We start from the raw sequence: 18,533 nt of genomic DNA, 5'->3' as shown, positions 1-18,533 counted from the left end.
TGTACTACGCGAACGCGTGGCTTTCATGGCCGAAATAGGCGCGCTCGAGCCGGTGCGCGAGGTCGCTCTCACCGGTCGGCGCTTCGAGCGCGATCGCGCCCTGCACCAGCGCGTAGACACGATCGGCACACGCCAGCGCTTTCTCGAGCAGCTGTTCCACCAGCAGCACCGAGGTTCCCTGCTCACGCAGCCGGCCGATGACGTTGAGGACGCGATCGACCAGCACCGGCGACAGTCCCGCCGAGGGCTCGTCGAGCATCAGGAGCCGCGGACGGCGGACCAGCCCCTGGGCCACCGTCAGCATCTGCTGCTGCCCGCCCGAGAGCGCGCCGCCGCGCTCGTGACGCTTCTCGGCGATCTCCGGGAAGAACGACAGCGCTTCGTCGATGCGTACGGCGCGTTCAGCCCGTGGCAGGTCGTAGCCGGCGAGCAGCAGATTGTCGGTGACGGAGATCTGCGTGAACACGCGATGTCCCTCGATCACGTGCACGAGCCCGGCCCGCGCGGCATCGCGCGGCGTGGCGTTGGTCATGTCGCGGCCGCCGAACCGGACCTGCCCGGCATTGACGGGCAACAATCCCGACATCGCGCGCAGCAGCGTGGTCTTGCCGGCGCCGTTGGGGCCGAGCAACGCGACCACCTCGCCCGCAGCGATCGCCATGTCGATGCCGTGCAGCACGCGGATCTTGCCGTAGCCCGACTCCAGCGCGCTCACTCTGAGCAGAGGTTCAGCCGCCGAGGTAAGCACTGACGACCTCCTTGTGGACGCGGATCTCCGCCGGCGTTCCCGCCGCCAGCGTACGGCCGAGATTGAGCACGGTGACCTGGTGGCAGATATCGAAGATCAGGTCGGCATGATGCTCGACCAGCAGCACGCCGGTGCCGCGGCCGCAGACCGCCTTGATCAGGCTGGCAAGCCGCTCGATCTCGTCATTGGAGAGGCCAGCGGCGGGCTCGTCGAGCAGCAGGAAGTCCGGATCGAGCATCAACGCCCGCGCGATCTCGATGAAGCGCAGCTCGCTGTGCTGCAGCCGATCGGCGCGCACATCGGCAAGCGCCTCGAGGCCGACGACGCCGAGCAGCGCGCGGGCCTTCGCGGCGAGCATGCGCTCGTCGGCGCCGTTACGTGGCAGTGCGAGCATCGCCTCGACGAAATTGGCCCTGCCCTCGATCGAGCCGCCGATCATGACATTCTCCAGCACCGAGGCTTCGCCGATCACGCGCGGCGTCTGGAAGGTACGCGCGATGCCGCACGCCGCACGGCTGACCGGCTGGCCCGCGGGCAAGACTGCGTCGCCGAGCGCCATGCTGCCGGCCTTCGCGCCGTAATAGCCCGAGATCACGTTCAGCGTCGTGGTCTTGCCGCTGCCGTTCGGACCGATCAGGCCATGGATCTGGCCGGGTGCGACGTCGAGGTCGAGGCCGTCGATCGCCTTCACATTGCCGAAGCTGAGCGCGATGCCGCGCAGCTGCAGCGTCCTGCCGCCGTTGCGCCGGCGCACGATGTCGGCGAGCGCGGCCGGGCGCGGAACGATGGCACGGTTGCTGGCGAGCGGACGGCGGTTGCGGAAATCGAGCAGCGCCGCGATGCCGCCGGGCATGACCAGCACGATCACAAGCAGCAGCACCGCGTAGAGAAAGGTCGACCAGGCCGCGAGCGGCGCGGCGATCTCCGGCAGGATGGTCAGAATGATGGTACCGAGCATCGGCCCCAGGATCGAGCCGCGGCCGCCGATCAGGATCGCGATGAAGAACAGCACCGAGAGATCGAAGGTGAAGGCATCGGGCGTGATGTAGGTTTGCAGGGTCGCGAACAATCCGCCGGCGATTGCCGCCAGCGCCCCGGCGAACAGGAAGATCGCGATCAGCATGTTCGGCTTGGAGATGCCGCTGGCTTCGGCGGCGACCTCGGCGTCGCGCACCGCGATCAAGGCGCGGCCGAAGCGACTGCGCGCGACGTTGGCGCTCATCCAGGTCGTCAACGCGGCGAAACCGATGCACAGCCCGTAAAATCCCCACGGCGTGTTGAACGGCGCCGGGAATTCCGGACCGGTAATGCCGATGCCGCCACCGGTCACGCTCTGCCAGGCCAGCGCGATCTGGGTCACGATGGTCGCAAAGCCGAGCGTCGACATCGCGAAGTAGAAGGTGCGCAGACGCAAGGCCGGCAGGCCGACGATCACGCCGAAGACCGCACCGATCAGGCCTGCGATCGGCAAGGCGGCGAACACCGGAATGGCCGGCATCACATTGCCGGCGACCAGCACGCTGGTGGTGTAGGCGCCGAGCGTCAGCAGCGCGACATAGCCGATCGCCAGATGGCCGGCAAAGCCGACCACCAGATTGAGGCCGGACACCAGCACCCAGTAGATCGCGGCACGCGTGCCGATCAGCACCCAGTAATCATTGCTGACGAACGGCAGCAGCACCGCCAGCACGAGAATGCCGAGGAACGGCAGGACGTGCGGTAGCGCGGCGCGCCATGCGCCGCTGTCGGTCCGGGGCGGCGCGGCTGCGACCGAGGTCATCACACCCTCCGCGCGGTGGAACTGCCGAACAGTCCCTGAGGAGCTGCGAGCAACACCACGATGAACAGCGTGAACACCGCGACCGAGGAGAAGATACCGCCGACCAGGAAGTTCGCCGCCTGCTGGAACAGGCCGAGCGCCAGCCCGCCGATGATCGCGCCTCGGTTGTTGCCGAGCCCGCCCAGCGCCACCGGCACGAAGCCGTAGAAGTTGAGCAGCGCGCCATTGGCGAAGAAGGCGAGCAGCAACTGCCCGCCGGAGAATCCGGCGATGCCGCCGACCACACCGGCAAGCGCGTAGCTTGCGACGCGCAGATTGCGCTCCGGCAGGCCGAGCGCCCGCGCCGCGAAATTGTCCTCCGCGATGGCCAGGAACGCGCGGCCGACCAGGGTGCGGCGGTAGAGATACTCAAGGCCGATGATGGTGACGGCGCAGGCGGCGACCGGCAGCCAGAATTTCTCGTCCCAAACGCCCTCGCCGAATCCTGCGATGCGCGGGAACGGTTGCGGCTCGGTGCCCCATTTGATCGCGGTGACCTGCTGGATCATCAGTGCGACCGCCAGGGTCGAGAGCACGTAGAGATGCTGATCGAGGCTCTTGAGCACCGGCCGCACCGCGACGAATTCGGTGATGATCCCGATCACCGCGCAGCAGAGCAGCGTCAGCACGAAGCCTGCGGCAATCGGCAAACCGAGCTTCAGCGTGAACATCGACCCGAACACGCCTCCCAGCATCGCGAGCTGGCCGGCGGTGAAGCTCATCACCCGCGAGGTCGAGAACATCGTGTTGTAGGTGACGCCGACCAGCGCGTAGATCGCGCCCGCCGCGAGACCGGATGCAAGGATCGAGGCCAGCATCGGCTGCGCCCTCGCCCTGCTATGTGTATCCCGGCGCCAGCGCGAAGGTGCCGTCCTTGGCGGTCGAGGCTTCCGACATCACGATCTCTTCGGTCAGATAGCCGTTATGCTGGGTCGGCGAGAAGCGGTAATTGCCGAAATAGCCGCGACAGGTCGACAGCGAGTTCCAGTAGTTGACGATGCCGGCGCTGTCGGTCGAGCCGCTTTCCGCGACCGCCTTGGCGATCAGCTCGATGCAATCGATGCCGCCGGCGATCCACCACAGCAGCGTGTCGTTCAGCGCGATGTTGGCCTTGGTCAGCCGCGCGACCAGATCGGCGCTTTTCGGCGGCAGCTTGCCGGCGCTGTCATAGCTGCAGCTCTTGTAGCCGATCGCGTAGACCTTCTTCCAGTTCTCCGGCTTAGCGACCAGGCTCGCGAGCTCGCCCGATGCGAGCGAGGGGTGTCCGACGAAGGGAACATCCCAGCTCATCGCGGCGCGGGTGTTGAACATGCGCGCCTCCATGCCGGTCGAGACGCTCCACACCACGATCGCCTCGGCGCCGGCGTTCTTGGCGCGCAGCATGTCGGGCGTCATGTCGGGCTGGGTGGCGTCGACATTGGCCTGATAGACGACCTCGGCGCCGTCCTTCTTGAACGCTGCGACGGAAGCGCCGACCGCGGTGACGCCATAGCCGGTGGTGTCACCGATCACCGCGACCTTCTTCACCTTGAGGATCTTGAGGCAATAATTGCGCACTGCGTCGTCCCATTGATTGTTCGACGGCGCAATGCGGAACGCATTGGGGAACTTGACCGGATCGATCAGGGTCTCGACCACGCAGGGGTGCAAATCGGGCATCTTGGCGCGCGCCATGATCGGCGTCGTCGCCAGCGCCTCGCCCGAATTCAGCGGCCCCCAGATCGCGTGCACCTTGGCCTGGCTGATCAGCTCCTGCGTGGCGTTGACAGCCTTGGTCGGGTCGCCCTGGGTGTCGCGCATCACGAGCTCGATCTTGCGGCCCTTCACCCCGCCCGCACCGTTGATGGCATCGACGGCGAAATTGACGCCGCGGTTGAAGCCGACGGTCGGCGCCGAGCTCGGCCCGGTGATCGCCGCGAGACAGCCGATCTTGATCGGTTCGGATTGCGCGATGGCCGGGGCCGGGAAGGAGAATGATGCGGCGCCCAATGCACCGGCGCTGCCCAACAAAACGTCCCGGCGTGAAATGGCCATGTGATGCACTCCCTGTTTCCCTCTCGGCGCCCGTCGTTTGTTGCGGGACGTCCGTTGATTGATTGTCCGCACGCTCTTTGGCCGCGGTTTTACGGGCTCAAGTTTGAGCTGGATGTAAAGGCCTTGTCCAGCCCTTCCGATAGCATTGGGATCAGCTGAACTTTCATGGCCGAGGCCGCCGCGTCCAGTGCTCGGCATTGACAGCTCCGACAGGTATTTCTCCGGCGACGATCTTCGCGACCTGGCGCACGGTCTCCGACGATTGATGCTCGATGGCCTGCGGCGTCAGGCCGCCGACATGCGGCGTTGCGATTACATTGCCGAGCTTCGCAAGTCCCGGCGTCGGCATCTGGTCGGGCGCGCGGCGACATCCAGCGCCGCGCCCGCAATACGGCCATCGCGCAGCGCGGCCGCCAGCGCCGCCTCGTCGACGAGATTGCCGCGCGACAGGTTGATGAAGAACGCGTGCTTCTGCATCCGCGCCAGCGCCGCCTGCCCGATCAGGTTCTCGGTCTGCGCATTGGCGATCGCGAGGCAGACGACGTAGTCGGCGTGCGCCAGCAGATCGTCGAGCGGCAGATGCGCGATCACCACATCGTCGATGGCCGCAAAGGGATCGGCGACCAGCACAGTCATGCCGAGCGCCTTGGCAAGGCCGGCAAGATAGCGCCCGATGCTGCCATAGCCGATGATGCCGATCGTGCTTCCCGCAAGCTGGCGGCCCATCACGACCTCGGGCGCCCGGCCCGCGTGATAGTCCGCAGTGGCCAGCGAGACACCGCGCGACAGGTCGACCATGAAGCCGATCGCGAGTTCGGCGACCGATTGCACGAAGCCGGCGCTCGCCTGCGTCACCAGCACGCCGGCGGCGGATGCCGCGGCCACGTCGATATTGCGGATATCGACCGCGCAGCGCACGAAGGCGCGCAGCTTCGGCAGAACCGGAAAGATCGCGCCTGGCCCCTGGGTCATGCGATCGGCGACGATGATGTCGGCGTCGGCCGCGGCCTCGACGAGGGCGGTTGCATCGAGGGCCTCGTCGCCCTCGTGAAGTTTGACGTCAGCGACCGCGCGCAGGCCGTTCAGGCTGCGCTCGCCGTAATAGTCGCGGCGCATTTGCGGGGTATGGGCGAGCAGCACCTTCACGCTTCCACTCCCCTAATAGCCGAGCGCATGCGGCAAGGCCGTGCTGATGGCCGGCACGAAGGCGATCACCAGCAGGCACAGCAACAGCAGGCCGAGATAGCCCGCGATCGGCTTGATGGTCTGCTCGATCGGCACATTGCCGATCAGGCAGGCGCCGTAGAGGCCAAGCCCGAGTGGTGGCGCAAACAGGCCGAGCCCCATCGCGATGACCAGCACGACGCCGAAATGCAGGGGATCGACGCCGAGCTTGACGGCCACCGGCAGCAGCAGCGGGCCGAAGATGATCAGCGCCGCGGCGCCCTCGAGCACCGAGCCCATCACCACCAGCACCAGGATCGACAGCAGCATGAACAGCCAGACGCCATGGCTGCCCGAGATCGCCAGCATGAGGTCGCCGACCGCGTGCGGCACCTGTTGCAAGGTCAGGATGAAGGCGAGCGATTGCGCCGCGGCGACGATGAACAGCACCAGTCCCGAGCGCGTTGCGGATTGCACGAAGCAGTGCGCCAGGCTTTTCACGCCGAGCTCGCGGAACAGCAGGCTGCCGACGGCGATGGCATAGACCGCGGCGAAGGCCGAGATCTCGGTCGCGGTGGCGAAGCCGCTCTTGAAGCCGAAGAAGATCATGAAGATCAGCCCGAACGAGGCGATCGCGCCGGTCCACAAGCCCGACACCGCGGCGCGCGGCTCGGCTTCGACGTTCGCGGCCGGACGCTTGCCGAAAATGATCGACACCGCGATCAGCGCCAGCGCCATCAGCGCGGCCGGCAGCATGCCGGCGACGAACAGGCCGCCGATCGACAGGTTGGCGACGAAGCCGAGGATGATGAGGTTGATGCAGGGCGGAATGGTTTCCGCCATCACGGCGGAGGCCGCGAGCAGCGCCACCGCCCCGCCCGGGTTCTGCCGCGAGCGGCGCGCCGCCGGGATCAGCACCGAACCGACCGCGGCGACATCGGCCATCTTCGAGCCCGAGATGCCGGAGAACAGCACCATCGACATCACCATCACGACATTGAGGCCGCCGCGCATCCGTCCGACCGCGCGCTGCAGCAGCTCGATCAACCGGACTGACATGCCGTTGGCTTCCATCAGATAGCCGACCAGGATGAAGAACGGGATCGCCAGCAGCACGAAATTGTCGATACCGCGCGCCATCTGCTGGGCGAAGATCACGCCGGGCAGCGTGCCCTCGACCCAGATGAAGATCAGCGCCGCCAGCGCCAGCGCAAAGCCGATCGGCAGTCCGCCGAACAGCGTGAGGAAGAAGCCGACCAGCATCAACGTCTGCGACGATGGCACGGACGACGGTGCAAACGCATCCCAAGCCAGATAGAGACCAACGATGATTGCGGTCGCGACGATGCCTGCCGCCATGTCGCGCAGCGGCCGGCCGCAGAACGTCTCGAACGCGAAGATGGTCATGAACGCCGCTCCGACGCCCATCGGATAGAACGTCCACTCCAGCGGCAGCCCCGAGCCCGAGGTCTGCCCGGTGGTCAGCCAGCCCATCTTGATGGCGTTGAACGCAACGTAGGCCGCAATGATGGTGACGAGCAGCGCCCCGACCGCGTCGACGATCCGCCGCACGCCCGGCGGCAGCATGTCGACGAAGAAGGCGACACCGAGATTCTCGCTGCGCGCGAGCGCGCTCGCCGCACCGAAGAAGCTCGACCCCACCATCAGGCCGCGGGCGACGTCGTCGGACCACTCGACCGGCGCGTTGAACAGGAAGCGGGCCAGCACCGAGACGCAGACCACCACCAGATCGGCAGCGAGCAGGACCGCGGCGATCGCATCACTGAGCGCAAGCAGCGGCGCCGTGATCCGATCGGTGCTGCTTCTCGTCGCAACTGCGGCGACTGACATGCGCCGACCTCAGGCCTGGGTGGCGCGGATCAGATCGACGACGGCCTTCGCCTCGGGCCGCGCCTTGATGAAATTGTCGGTCTGCGGCAGCACGCGCTTGCGGAACGCATCCTTGTCGCATTCGACGGCCGTGACGCCCTTCTCCGCCAGCGACGCCAGCGCCTCCTTCTCCACCGCGAGGCCGTGCGTACGGGTATCGGCCGCAGCCCGCTTCGCCGCATCGAGGAAGCCTTCGCGCAGCTTGGGGGCCATGCGGTTGAAGGTGGTGTCGCTGAAATAGACCGCGAGCGGCGAGAAGATGTGCTGGGTCAGCGCGTAGTGCTTCGCCGTCTCGTAGAACTTGCTCGCCAGGATGGTCGGCGGATCATGCTCGAGGCCGTCGAGCACGCCGGCCTGCAGCGCCGTGTAGATCTCGCCGAACGCCAGCGGCGTCGCCGCCGCGCCCATCAGGCGGAGGCATTCGGTGATGATCGGATTGGGCAGCGTGCGAATCTTCAACCCGGCGAGATCTTCCGGCGTCTTCACCGGCTTCTTCGACAAGACGCTGCGCGCGCCGAAATTGTAGGCCCAGGCTATGATGCGGATATTGCCGCCCTTGAGCAACGCGTCCTCGATCGGCTTGGCCGCTCCGGCATCGAACGCCTTGGTCTGCTGCTGGTAGCTGGTGAAGAGGTAGCCGAGGTCGAAGGTGCCAACGAGCGGCACGAGGTTCGCCGAGATCGACGAGCCCGACACCATCAGGTCGACCACGCCGAGCTTGACCGAGTTGATGACGTCGATCTCCTGGCCGAGCTGGTTGTCGGGGAAGAAGGTGACCTCGATCTGCTCGCCGAGCCCGTTCGCCTTCAGGCTCTTGACGAGGTTGTCGTAATAGACCCGGCCATTGGCATATTTTGGATCGTTGGGGAGCGACGACGAGCACCGCATCTTCATCGCCGCGGCCTCGGCGCGGCCGATGATGGCAGGCGCGGCGGCAAGCCACGCCGCAGCAGTGACCGATGACCGCAACACGATACGGCGGCTCACGCGCGTCGACGTCATGATGATGCTCCTCCCCAGGAACGGATCGTTTTTGTCTTGGCATTCTCTCGGCCGCCCGCCGGTTAGCCTGAGCTTGGCAGAGCTTTTGTCATAATGTATGACAAATGCGATACGGTTGTGCAAGAGCGCGGCACGGCGGCGGCGCAGGTTTCAACCGCAGCGAGGCTTCCGATGTTCCAGACATCCAACGCGTTGCGTCGGAGTGTGCACAGCCAGGTCACCGACCGGGTCGGCAGCAGCATCGTGCGCGGCGAGATCGGCGTCGGCGAGACGCTGCCGCCGGAAATGCAGATCTGCGAGATGATGGATGTCAGCCGCACCGTGGTGCGCGAGGCGATCCGCACCCTGACCGGCAAGGGCCTGATCGAGTCACGGCCGAAGAGCGGCACAAGGGTGCGGCCGCCCGAGCAGTGGAATCAGCTCGATCCCGACGTGCTGCGCTGGCACCTCGAGACCGCGGAGATCGATCGCTATCTGGCCAAACTGTTCCAGCTGCGCTCCGCGGTCGAGCCCGCCGCCGCGGCGCTTGCGGCCACCCACGCCCTCGAAGACGACATCGCGCGCATCCGCGCCGGATGCGACGGGATGGACGCGGCACAGACCAACGAGGAGTTCGTCGCCGCCGACATCAAATTCCATCAGGCAATCTATTTTGCGACCCGCAACGAGTTCTTCTGGCCGATCGCGCAGATGTTCGAGATCACGCTGCGGCAGAGCTTTACGATCGCGGCAACCGGCTCGCATCGCCCGCGCGCGCTGCGCGAGCACCGCGCGGTGCTGGACGCAATCGTGGCTGGCGATGCGGAGGCCGCGCGCGCGGCCACGATGGTGCTGTTGGCGCATTCCGCTGACGATCTGGTGCGGATTCGTGGCCGGGAGTTCGAGACGCCGTCGCCACGCCGCGAACCTCGACGATAGTGCTAGGCCCTGGCCTCAGAGAACTTCCGGCCTACCAAAATGTGCGCGCCGTCGGCCTCGATCCACTCGTCGTGCAATTCGCCTTCGGCAACCGAGAAAATCTGTCCTGAGCGGTAAACGACCGGCTCGCCAGTCTGCCTGACGACAAAGGTTCCGGAGATCACCAGGCCGCGGATCTCGAAATGATGCCGGTGCCGCCCCTTGCCGGGGCGAGGATCGAGCTTCTGATACTCGATTTCCTGGAAACCGTCGGACTTCAATTGCCTTTCGAAATCCTGTTCCTTCATGCAGCTCTCCCATGGGCCAGCCGCGCAATCCGCGAACGATAGCGCCAATTTCCGTGAACTGGCAAACCTTGGCGGGCTATTTCGAGCGCGCCACCGTGGTGCCGTCCCAGTCCGCGCCGGCGGGATTGTCGAGCTGATGCCGGCATCGCTCGATCATCAGCGCGGAGGCCGCATCAGTGCCACGGAGTTGCCGGGCCGTCTCGAACGCGCCGATCGCCGAGGTGAAATCACCCACGCGCCAGGCCGAAAGCCCGGTCTCATAGGACGCGATCCAGTCGTGCGCAATCGCGGGCTGGTCAGCCATTGCGAGCAGTTCGTAGATCTCGAGCCCGCCCGCACGGCCATAGACGGCGAGACGGTCGAGCTCGCGGACCACGATGCGATCACCCGCCAGACGCCGCGTCTCCGGTCCGATGATGATGGTCGATCCATAGACCTTGTTGGCACCCTCGAGGCGGCTTGCGATGTTCACGGCATCGCCGATCACGGTGTAGTTGAGCCGCACTTCCGAACCGATATTGCCGACCAGCATGTCTCCGGAATTGATGCCGATGCGGATCCCGACCATGTCTCCCTTGTCGTCGGCAAGACCCGTCTCTGCGATCGCGCGCTGGCAGGCAAGCGCGGCGCGGCAGCAATCCACGGCATGGTCAGCATTCGCCGCGGGTGCTCCCCAGAACGCCATCACGGCATCGCCGATGAATTTGTCGATGGTGCCGCCTTCGTTCTGGATCGCCGCGGAGACGACGTCGAAATAGCGCGACAGCAGGGGGATGATGCGGTCGCCGAGCCGTTCCGACATGCCGGTGAAGCCGGCGAGATCGACGAACATCACGCTCATCGGCTGGACCGCACCGCCGAGCCGCGCGCCGGTGCCGTCGCCGACCAGCCGCCGGACCAGATCGGCCGGAATGTATTTGCGGAACGCGGCAAGCCCCTGCGCCATGTCGCCGATCGCGCCCGACAGGTTCTCGATCTCGGCAAGGCGCGACGGATGCCGCTCCACCCTGTCGAGATCGAAGCGCTCGATGTGCCTGATCTCACCGACGACCTTGATCAGGGGCGCCGCGATCAGGCGCTGCGCCAGCCAGGCCGATAGCAGCCCGGCCACCACGATCAGCGCCGCAAGGGCGATCAGGAGGTTGCGGATCGTCATCTGCACCGGGCCGAGGAATTCGGACTCCGGCACCACGGTCACCAGTGACCAGCCCGGGAACGAGATCGGCGTCAGCACCGCCTGGTAGGCCCTCCCGTCCCGCGTGACCTGGGACCGGAACGCCTCGCCGTCGCCGGGATCATAGGCCTTGCCGGCCTGCCTCATCGCTGCGACCGCGACCGGCAGCATCGGATGGTCGGTTTTCAACGCATTCAGCTCGTCGGCGTCCGGATCGGGAGACGCGATCACTCCGCCGTCGCGATCGAGCAGGAAGGCGCCCGCGGATTTGCCGACCGTGAGTTGCGACAGGAAGTTCGACACCCGGGTCAGCTCGATGATGATGGCAAGCACGCCGGCGCGCTTGCCGTCGACATCGATCGGCACCGCAAGCATCGCGGCAAGCCGCTCGCCGCGCGGGAGAGTGGTCAGCGTCGACCATTGCTCGTCGCGGGCTGCGATCGCATCGCGGAACCAGGGCTGGTCGGTGACCAGATACTTGCCGTCTTCGGCGATGCTGCCCCTGAGCTTGATGTCGTTGCCGGCATAGTCGTACTGATCGGCCCGCAGCTTGCGGTCGGGCGAAATCGTCAGCATCTCGACGCCGCCCTCGCCGAGCTTGTGCGCGGCGAAGAACGAACCGTCCGGCCAGCCGAACGCGACCCACGAAATGGTCGGTTGCGACTGCAGCTGCGACAGGAACACGAACTGGCGCTTGCGCGCGTCGCGGGCGTCCAGCACCTTCTCGGTCAACAGCGTCCGTACCGCCGTCATCGACGAACGCGCTTCGGTCGTGATCGATTGCAATTCGTCGCCGACCGCCGAGACGATCTGGTCATTGATGGTGTCGGCCAGCGTCTGGCTGACCCGTTGTGCGGTGCGCCACCACAGCAGATGCACGCCGACGGCGCTGACCACGATCGAGGTCAGCACGAGGGCGGAGATGGCACTTCGGATGCCGATGCGCATCGATCCAGGTCCGGATTGGCGGTTTCTATCCCGCATTACGGAACATATCCGCGATTGTTTCACCAGCGCGGTTCAGACCCGGCGCCCGGACACGGCCCTGTGACCATAGTTGAATAGGGGACTGACGAAACTTCTGGATTGTTGGCGGCGTACACGCCAAGACAAGACAGCTACCCTCGAAGGTTCTTTGATGCACGACGTCTCGATCCCGGCGGCCTTGATCGCCGGCCTAGTCAGCTTCCTGTCGCCCTGCGTGCTGCCGCTGGTGCCGCCCTATCTGATCTATTTGACCGGCGCGACCATCGAGCAGGTCAACCAGGATGGCGCCACCGCGGCCTCCAAGCGCGCGGTGATGACGGCGGCGCTGATGTTCGTGCTCGGCTTCTCCACCGTGTTCGTCGCGCTCGGCGCCAGCGCATCCATCGTCGGCGGGCTGGTGCGCGCCTGGTCGGCCGAGCTCTCGATCCTGGCCGGCATCGTCATCATCATCATGGGCCTGCATTTCCTCGGCATCACGCGGATCGGCCTCCTGATGCGCGAGGGGCGGCTGACCGCGCCCAAGCCGGTCGGGCTGTGGGGCGCCTATGTCATGGGCCTGGCGTTCGCCTTCGGCTGGACGCCGTGCATCGGACCAATCCTCGCCGCAATCCTCTCGATAGCGGCGGCGGAGGCGACGGTGACAAAAGGCGCCGGCCTGCTCGCAATCTATTCAGCCGGGCTCGGCATCCCCTTCCTGCTCGCGGCCTTCATGATCAAGCAATTCTCCTCGCTGTTCGCGCGGATGAAGCGCCATCTCGACACCGTCGAGCGCGCGATGGGCGTGCTGATGGTGGTCACCGGCATCGGCTTCCTGACCGGCGCGGTCTCGGGCGTCAGCGTCTGGCTGCTGGAAACCTTCCCGGCGCTGCAAAATATCGGCTAGCGGCGTAACAAGCCCGCCACCTCCTGCGAAACTCCTGCCAAGACGCGGCCGTAGCTTTTGGCTCGTGCCCTTTGACGCCGTTCGCCCTGACCGCAGGCGCAGGCGGCGAAGCGAGATATTCGGGAGGGGTTTCGCATGAATTTCATCGTCAACCTGCTGATACTGCTGCCGGCGCGGATCGCCTCGCATTTTGCCTGGGCCGGACCGCTGATCATGCGGATCATCGTCGGCTATACCTTCATGCTGGCCGGCTGGGGCAAGCTCACCAACCTCGCCCAGGTCACCGAAAACTTCGCGGGTTGGGGCATTCCCTTCCCGAGCATCCTCACCCCCTTCGTGTCCGGCGTCGAGTGCTTTGGCGGCGCGATGCTGATCCTCGGCCTGTTCACCCGCATCCCGGCTGCGATGCTCGCGGTGGTGATGATCGTCGCGATCAGGTCGGCCAAATGGGGTGACGTCGACTCGCTGGAGACGCTGCTGGGCTTCGAGGAAGCGACCTACTTCGCCGCCTTCATGTGGCTTGCGATCGCGGGTCCCGGCGCCGCCTCGCTCGACCGCCTGCTGGTTAATCTGTCGGGCCAGAAGGGGCCAACCTGAGAGGCGCCCTCACAATCCCGTGACGTGGCGAGCCCCGGTCCCAATCGACGCGTAGCTGGCACAACCACGCGCTTACCGAGGGGCCTGACATGACATTCGTCCGCCTTGCCGCCATCCTTGCCACACTGACCCTGTCGCCGGCCTGTGCGGCCGAAGGTCCGGCATGGGCCGATTGGAGCCACGATCTGTTCGCGCGCGCCACGACCGAGAAGCGGTTCGTCATCCTCGATCTCGAGGCGGTGTGGTGCCACTGGTGCCACGTGATGGAGAAGACGACCTACGCCGACCCCAGGGTGCAGGAGCTGCTTGCGGCGAAATATCTCCCCGTCCGTGTCGACCAGGACGCCAATCCGGATCTCTCGAGCCGCTACGGCGACTGGGGCTGGCCTGCGACCATCGTGTTCACGCCCGATGGCAGCGAGATCGCCAAGATCAGGGGCTATATCGAGCCCGAACGGATGCAGTCGCTGCTCAAGGCCATCATCGACGATCCCTCGCCGGGCCCATCGGTCGGCGAGGCCTTCGAGATCAAGCCCGCCATTTCGGCCTTTCTCAGCAAGACCCAACGCGCCGAACTGACCAGGACGTTCGACGAATCCTACGACGAGAAGCTCGGCGGCTGGGGCGAGAACCAGAAATACATCGACGCCGACAGTCTCGACCTTGCGATCAGCCGGGCCGAGGCCGGCGACGCCACGGCAACCAAGCGCGCCAGACAGACGCTGGATGCCGCGATCGCATTGATCGATCCGGTGTGGGGCGGCGTCTTTCAGTATTCCGAGGCCGGCTCCTGGAGCCATCCGCATTTCGAGAAGATCATCTCGTTCCAGTCGCAATATCTGCGGCAATACAGCCAGGCCTATGCGCAATGGAAGGATCCGAAATATCTCGCGGCCGCGCGCAATGTCGCGCGCTACCTTAACGATTTCCTGCTGAGCCCGGACGGCGCCTTCTATGTCAGCCAGGACGCCGATCTCAGTCACGACGTCGACGGCCACACCTACTACGCGCTCGCGCATGCCGAGCGCCGCAAGCTCGGCCTGCCCCGCATCGACAGGAACCTCTATGCGCGCGAGAACGGCTGGGCGATCTCAGGCCTCGCCGCCTATTACGACGCGAGCGACGATCCGAAGGCGCTGGAGGTCGCCGAGCGGGCAGCAAAATGGGTGCTCGCCAATCGCGTGCTGCCGGACGGCGGCTTCCGCCATGGCGACAAGGATCGCGGCGGCCCCTTCCTCGGCGACACCGTCGCGATGGGACAGGCCTTGCTCGATCTCTACGCCGCGACCGGCAATCGCGACTGGCTGGCGTCCGCGGCAAAGGCCGGCGACTTTGTCGCGACCTTCCGCGACGAGACCGGCGGCTTCTTCACCTCGAAGACGTCGGAAGGACAGACGGGCGTGTTCGCCAAGCCCGCCAAGTTGATCGACGACCAGATCCAGGTCGCGCGCTTCATGAACATGCTCAATCGCTACACCGGCAGCGACGGCATCCGCGAACAGGCGGCGCATGCGATGCGCTATCTCGCTGCGGCTTCGAGCGAGATGCCGCGTCCGCTGCCCGGCGTACTGCTCGCCGATGAAGAGCTCGCGGTCGAGCCAACGCATGTGACGATCGTCGGACACAAGGACGACGGTCGCGCGCAACGCCTGCACGCCATCGCCCGCGCCCTGCCCGCCCGCTACAAGCGGCTCGAATGGCTCGACCTGCGCGAGGGCAAGCTGCCCAACCCGGACGTCGACTATCCCGACCTCGGCGAGCCCGCGGCCTTTGCCTGCAGCAACCGCATCTGCTCTTTCCCGGCGTTCAGCGCCGAGGAATTGCAGGCGAACGTGGCGCAGATGGCGAAGCTGAAGCCGGCGCGCGCAGCGCAAAACTGACTAAAATGCAGACTGTGCGATGCAACAACCGGATCGGCCAGGCGCAACGAAATACTCTTTGGCCTGCGGTGTTTGATATGGACCGGGCGTCAGACCCGGATCAGACAAAATTTTCTTTTGAAGCGCTGTAACCAAATCGCCTGTTACCCCGTAGCTGATCTTGGACGAGCACTCAAATCGCGGGAAGCACCGCGCCGCGGACGCCCCTGCGATCTGATTGTTCTCCGAATGTCCATCCGTTGTGCGGTCCGGGGTCGGACGCTCACGGCGCCACACCTATTGCTTTCAAACAATCACCGAGGAGATCGTCATGAAGTTGAGTTCGAAGTCCGGCGCCACGCTCGCCGTCGCTGCGGCCACCATGTTCCTCGCCGGCTCCGTGGTTTCGACCACCTCGACGCCGGCGAATGCCGCCATGGGCAAGTGCATGGCCGGCAACGCCTGCAAGGGCCAGAGCGCATGCAAGGGCGGCGCCAATTCGTGCAAGGGCCTGAATGCCTGCAAGGGCACCGGCTTCTCGCTGAGCTCCGAGAAGCAGTGCAGCGCGGCCGGCGGCAAGTTCGTCAAGGGCTGATCGCATCGTCCCAGGAGGGCCCGGTGACCGCGCCGGGCCTTTTCACGCCAGGCGCGGATAAAATGATCCCAGCATGGGTAACCAAGGCGGACCACATCCGTAGCTATCTTTGGGTGCAGCCTTCGGCCAACTGACGCGGTTTGTAGGCGGCGCACCTTCAACCATCTTGCAATAGGAGACGCTCATGAAGCTTACAACCAAGTCCGGTGCCACACTTGCCGCCGCTGCAGCGACGCTTTTCCTGGCCGGAGCCGTGGTGTCGACACACTCCTACGCTGCGAGCGAAGGCAAATGCGTTGGCGCCAATGCATGCAAGGGCCAGAGCGCCTGCAAGGGCGGCAATCACGCCTGCAAAGGTCAGAATGCCTGCAAGGGCCAGGGCTTTGCGGAGATGACGAAGGCCGACTGCACCGCGGCGAAGGGCAAGTTCAAGGCCGGGTGAACGGATCAGACCGAGCGGGGCCCGGTGTAGGCCGGGCCTCGTTTCCATGATAGTTTTCTGAAGTTGGGCGCCGCGATCCTGGCGCCAGAAGCGCGGAGCCGCCATGAACGTTGCGAGCCGGTCACCGGACAAGTCGGTGCTCGCAGAGCGCCCGCTGCAATCGGCCAAGCCGCCGTTCCTCGGTTTCGGCCTCGGCCTGCGCGCCCAGCACTACGACGAGATCCTGAACGGCAATCCCCGGATCGACTGGTTCGAAGTGATCAGCGAGAACTACATGCTGCCGGGCGGCCAGCCGCTGCGCATCCTCGACCGGATCTGCGAGCGCTACCCCGTGGTGATGCACGGCGTTTCGCTGTCGATCGCCTCCACGGCGCCGCCGAACTTCGACTATCTGCAAGGTCTGAAGGACCTCGCAACGCGCGTGCAGCCGAAATGGCTGTCGGACCATCTGTGCTGGACCGGCGTTCACGGCAAGAACCTGCACGATTTGTTGCCGATCCCCTACACGCAGGAAGCGCTCGATCATGTCGTGAGCCGCGTGCAGCTGGTGCAGGATTTCCTCGGCCGCGCCATCGTGCTCGAGAATGTTTCGACTTACGTGCAGTTCAACAACTCCGAGATGACGGAGTGGGAATTCCTCTCCGAGCTGTCGCGCCGTTCCGGCTGCTGGCTGCTGTTCGACATCAACAATGTCTATGTTAGCGCCTTCAACCACGGCTATGATCCGATGGCCTTCCTCAACGGCATTCCAGCCGATCGCGTGGTGCAATTCCACATGGCCGGCCACAGCCATATGGGGACGCACATCATCGATACGCACGACCATCCGGTGTGCGAGGATGTCTGGGACCTCTACGTTGCGGCATTGCAGCGGTTCGGACGGGTCTCGACCATGATCGAGCGCGACGACAACATCCCGCCGCTCGACGAACTGCTGCGCGAGGTCAGGCGGACCCGCGAGATCGCCGAGCAGGTGCTGCCAGCGGGCGCGCCGGCGACATGAGCGACTTCGCGCGCCAGCAGAGCGACTTTCAACGCGGCATCCTCAGCGGCGACGGGGACATCCTGTCCGAAATCCTCGACAGCCCGCGGGAGAAGCGCGAGACGCTGCTCGGTGTTTACCGCTACGCCTACGGCTCGCGGCTGGTCGAGGCGATGCGTAACGACCACGAGCTGCTGCACCGCTTTCTCGGCGACGAGATGTTCGACGAGATGGGCCATGCCTACGTCAAGGCACGGCCGTCGGAGCATCCGAACCTGCGCTGGTTCTCGCAAGCGTTGCCGGATTTCCTGAAGTCCACCGAACCCTACTGCAACCATCCCGTGCTCGCCGACCTTGCCGCGCTGGAGAAGGCGTTGAACGACGCCTTCGACGCCGGCGAAGGCGCCGTGCTCGCCGTGGAGGCGATGGCCGGCTTTGCACCCGAGGTGTGGAACGACCTGGTGTTCCAGCCGCATCCGAGCGCTGCACGGATCGACCTGTCGACCAATGCCGCCGCGATCTGGATGGCGCTGAAGAACAACGAGACGACGCCCGAGGCCGAGACGCTCGCCGATCCCTGTCGCCTGCTGATCTGGCGCCAGGACACCACGCCGATGTTCCGCGAATTGCCGGCCGAGGAAGCGATGATGTGGGACGAGGCGTCTGCCGGCATTCCGTTCGGCGTGCTCTGCGAGATGCTCGCGACCTATGACGATCCCGACAATGCCGCGGCGCGTGGCGCCGGCCATCTGCACGGCTGGATCACGGCGGGACTGCTGACGGCGGTATCCATTCGCAAATAGGGACGCGGCAGGTCGCGATGAAAGGCATCCCGACATATCGCGTGATCGCAGCGGCGATGCTCATCGCGGCCATCATCCTCGGCATCGCGTCCTGCCATGTCGAGGCGCAGTCCGAGTTCATGCGTGGCGACCGCATGCCCTACGACGCCTTCGACCGGTTGCCGAAGACCGATCTCGACGTGCCCGGCGGCACCATCCATGTCGCCTTTGCCCCCGGCGACATGACGTTGCCCAAGGACAGGATATTCGACTGGATCAAGGCGTCCGCCCGCGCGGTCTCGATCTATTACGGCCGGTTCCCGTCAGCTCGCTGCGACTGCTGCTGGTCCCGGTCGACGGCGCACGCGTG

General features: G+C 65.6%; 16 protein-coding genes and 2 pseudogenes. 9 read left to right on the top strand and 9 right to left on the bottom strand.

Annotated elements, in window-relative coordinates:
• Window positions 1-4: 4 nt before the first annotated feature.
• The 7 genes and pseudogenes from H8A95_RS26970 to H8A95_RS26940 all read right to left on the bottom strand — a co-directional run bounded on the left by H8A95_RS26970 (window position 5) and on the right by H8A95_RS26940 (window position 8,657).
• The gene (locus H8A95_RS26970; RefSeq protein WP_229185961.1) at window positions 5-748 is read right to left on the bottom strand and encodes an ABC transporter ATP-binding protein; all 744 of its coding nucleotides are present in this window, start codon (window positions 746-748) and stop codon (window positions 5-7) included.
• A complete protein-coding gene (locus H8A95_RS26965; protein ID WP_229185960.1) occupies window positions 729-2,528 on the bottom strand; it encodes a branched-chain amino acid ABC transporter ATP-binding protein/permease in 1,800 nt (599 codons plus the stop codon). Before H8A95_RS26965 ends, H8A95_RS26970 begins: the two co-directional genes overlap by 20 nt.
• Window positions 2,528-3,385 (bottom strand): branched-chain amino acid ABC transporter permease, encoded by an 858-nt coding sequence (locus H8A95_RS26960; protein ID WP_229185959.1) that lies wholly within the window; start codon window positions 3,383-3,385, stop codon window positions 2,528-2,530. The genes H8A95_RS26965 and H8A95_RS26960 overlap by 1 nt, the downstream gene beginning before the upstream one ends.
• Before the next feature lie 19 nt (window positions 3,386-3,404).
• The gene (locus H8A95_RS26955; RefSeq protein ID WP_229185958.1) at window positions 3,405-4,601 is read right to left on the bottom strand and encodes an ABC transporter substrate-binding protein; all 1,197 of its coding nucleotides are present in this window, start codon (window positions 4,599-4,601) and stop codon (window positions 3,405-3,407) included.
• A gap of 163 nt (window positions 4,602-4,764) precedes the next feature.
• A pseudogene (locus tag H8A95_RS26950) lies at window positions 4,765-5,747 on the bottom strand (NAD(P)-dependent oxidoreductase).
• A gap of 12 nt (window positions 5,748-5,759) precedes the next feature.
• A complete protein-coding gene (locus H8A95_RS26945) occupies window positions 5,760-7,616 on the bottom strand; it encodes a TRAP transporter large permease (RefSeq protein WP_229185956.1) in 1,857 nt (618 codons plus the stop codon).
• Window positions 7,617-7,625: 9 nt separating this feature from the next.
• Complete coding sequence (locus tag H8A95_RS26940; protein ID WP_229185955.1) at window positions 7,626-8,657, bottom strand: TRAP transporter substrate-binding protein; 1,032 nt, start codon at window positions 8,655-8,657, stop codon at window positions 7,626-7,628.
• Between the two features lie 171 nt (window positions 8,658-8,828).
• Between H8A95_RS26940 and H8A95_RS26935 the strand changes: the two genes are divergently transcribed.
• The gene (locus tag H8A95_RS26935; protein ID WP_229185954.1) at window positions 8,829-9,575 is read left to right on the top strand and encodes a FadR/GntR family transcriptional regulator; all 747 of its coding nucleotides are present in this window, start codon (window positions 8,829-8,831) and stop codon (window positions 9,573-9,575) included.
• A 2-nt stretch (window positions 9,576-9,577) separates the two neighbouring features.
• On the opposite strand, the gene H8A95_RS26930 is transcribed toward H8A95_RS26935, so the two are convergent.
• Both H8A95_RS26930 and H8A95_RS26925 read right to left on the bottom strand, forming a co-directional pair.
• A complete protein-coding gene (locus tag H8A95_RS26930; protein ID WP_229185953.1) occupies window positions 9,578-9,862 on the bottom strand; it encodes a hypothetical protein in 285 nt (94 codons plus the stop codon).
• A gap of 76 nt (window positions 9,863-9,938) precedes the next feature.
• Complete coding sequence (locus H8A95_RS26925; protein ID WP_229185952.1) at window positions 9,939-11,984, bottom strand: adenylate/guanylate cyclase domain-containing protein; 2,046 nt, start codon at window positions 11,982-11,984, stop codon at window positions 9,939-9,941.
• 190 nt (window positions 11,985-12,174) lie between these two features.
• On the opposite strand from H8A95_RS26925, the gene H8A95_RS26920 reads away from it, so the two are divergent.
• The 8 genes and pseudogenes from H8A95_RS26920 to H8A95_RS26885 form a co-directional block, all read left to right on the top strand.
• Window positions 12,175-12,906 (top strand): cytochrome c biogenesis CcdA family protein, encoded by a 732-nt coding sequence (locus tag H8A95_RS26920; RefSeq protein WP_229185951.1) that lies wholly within the window; start codon window positions 12,175-12,177, stop codon window positions 12,904-12,906.
• Window positions 12,907-13,041: 135 nt separating this feature from the next.
• On the top strand, window positions 13,042-13,503 hold the full coding sequence (locus H8A95_RS26915) for a DoxX family protein (RefSeq protein ID WP_229185950.1): 462 nt from the start codon (window positions 13,042-13,044) through the stop codon (window positions 13,501-13,503).
• Between the two features lie 89 nt (window positions 13,504-13,592).
• Window positions 13,593-15,383 (top strand): thioredoxin domain-containing protein, encoded by a 1,791-nt coding sequence (locus tag H8A95_RS26910; protein WP_229185949.1) that lies wholly within the window; start codon window positions 13,593-13,595, stop codon window positions 15,381-15,383.
• A 310-nt stretch (window positions 15,384-15,693) separates the two neighbouring features.
• Complete coding sequence (bufA2, locus tag H8A95_RS26905; protein ID WP_229185948.1) at window positions 15,694-15,957, top strand: BufA2 family periplasmic bufferin-type metallophore; 264 nt, start codon at window positions 15,694-15,696, stop codon at window positions 15,955-15,957.
• Between the two features lie 184 nt (window positions 15,958-16,141).
• Window positions 16,142-16,399, top strand: coding sequence for a BufA2 family periplasmic bufferin-type metallophore (gene bufA2, locus H8A95_RS26900; protein WP_229185947.1), 258 nt, complete (start codon window positions 16,142-16,144; stop codon window positions 16,397-16,399).
• A gap of 103 nt (window positions 16,400-16,502) precedes the next feature.
• Window positions 16,503-17,402: an MNIO family bufferin maturase gene (bufB, locus tag H8A95_RS26895; protein WP_229185946.1), complete on the top strand. Its 900-nt coding sequence runs from the start codon at window positions 16,503-16,505 to the stop codon at window positions 17,400-17,402.
• Window positions 17,399-18,184, top strand: a complete 786-nt coding sequence (locus H8A95_RS26890; protein WP_229185945.1) for an HvfC/BufC N-terminal domain-containing protein — start codon at window positions 17,399-17,401, stop codon at window positions 18,182-18,184. Before bufB ends, H8A95_RS26890 begins: the two co-directional genes overlap by 4 nt.
• A gap of 17 nt (window positions 18,185-18,201) precedes the next feature.
• Window positions 18,202-18,533, top strand: a pseudogene (locus H8A95_RS26885) (hypothetical protein); the annotation flags it as partial.

Source organism: Bradyrhizobium oropedii, assembly GCF_020889685.1.
Lineage (GTDB): Bacteria > Pseudomonadota > Alphaproteobacteria > Rhizobiales > Xanthobacteraceae > Bradyrhizobium > Bradyrhizobium oropedii.
Note: the sequence above shows the minus strand (reverse complement) of the source record. Positions and strands in the feature narration are given on the sequence as shown.

Excerpts from the sequence above, each read along its gene's own strand:
- H8A95_RS26965 (WP_229185960.1), bottom strand. The coding sequence starts at position 2,528 with ATGACCTCGGTCGCAGCCGCGCCGCCCCGGACCGACAGCGGCGCATGG.
- H8A95_RS26960 (WP_229185959.1), bottom strand. The coding sequence starts at position 3,385 with ATGCTGGCCTCGATCCTTGCATCCGGTCTCGCGGCGGGCGCGATCTAC.
- H8A95_RS26955 (WP_229185958.1), bottom strand. The coding sequence starts at position 4,601 with ATGGCCATTTCACGCCGGGACGTTTTGTTGGGCAGCGCCGGTGCATTG.
- H8A95_RS26945 (WP_229185956.1), bottom strand. The coding sequence starts at position 7,616 with ATGTCAGTCGCCGCAGTTGCGACGAGAAGCAGCACCGATCGGATCACG.
- H8A95_RS26940 (WP_229185955.1), bottom strand. The coding sequence starts at position 8,657 with ATGACGTCGACGCGCGTGAGCCGCCGTATCGTGTTGCGGTCATCGGTC.
- H8A95_RS26935 (WP_229185954.1), top strand. The coding sequence starts at position 8,829 with ATGTTCCAGACATCCAACGCGTTGCGTCGGAGTGTGCACAGCCAGGTC.
- H8A95_RS26930 (WP_229185953.1), bottom strand. The coding sequence starts at position 9,862 with ATGAAGGAACAGGATTTCGAAAGGCAATTGAAGTCCGACGGTTTCCAG.
- H8A95_RS26925 (WP_229185952.1), bottom strand. The coding sequence starts at position 11,984 with ATGCGCATCGGCATCCGAAGTGCCATCTCCGCCCTCGTGCTGACCTCG.
- H8A95_RS26920 (WP_229185951.1), top strand. The coding sequence starts at position 12,175 with ATGCACGACGTCTCGATCCCGGCGGCCTTGATCGCCGGCCTAGTCAGC.
- H8A95_RS26915 (WP_229185950.1), top strand. The coding sequence starts at position 13,042 with ATGAATTTCATCGTCAACCTGCTGATACTGCTGCCGGCGCGGATCGCC.
- H8A95_RS26910 (WP_229185949.1), top strand. The coding sequence starts at position 13,593 with ATGACATTCGTCCGCCTTGCCGCCATCCTTGCCACACTGACCCTGTCG.
- bufA2 (WP_229185948.1), top strand. The coding sequence starts at position 15,694 with ATGAAGTTGAGTTCGAAGTCCGGCGCCACGCTCGCCGTCGCTGCGGCC.
- bufA2 (WP_229185947.1), top strand. The coding sequence starts at position 16,142 with ATGAAGCTTACAACCAAGTCCGGTGCCACACTTGCCGCCGCTGCAGCG.
- bufB (WP_229185946.1), top strand. The coding sequence starts at position 16,503 with ATGAACGTTGCGAGCCGGTCACCGGACAAGTCGGTGCTCGCAGAGCGC.
- H8A95_RS26890 (WP_229185945.1), top strand. The coding sequence starts at position 17,399 with ATGAGCGACTTCGCGCGCCAGCAGAGCGACTTTCAACGCGGCATCCTC.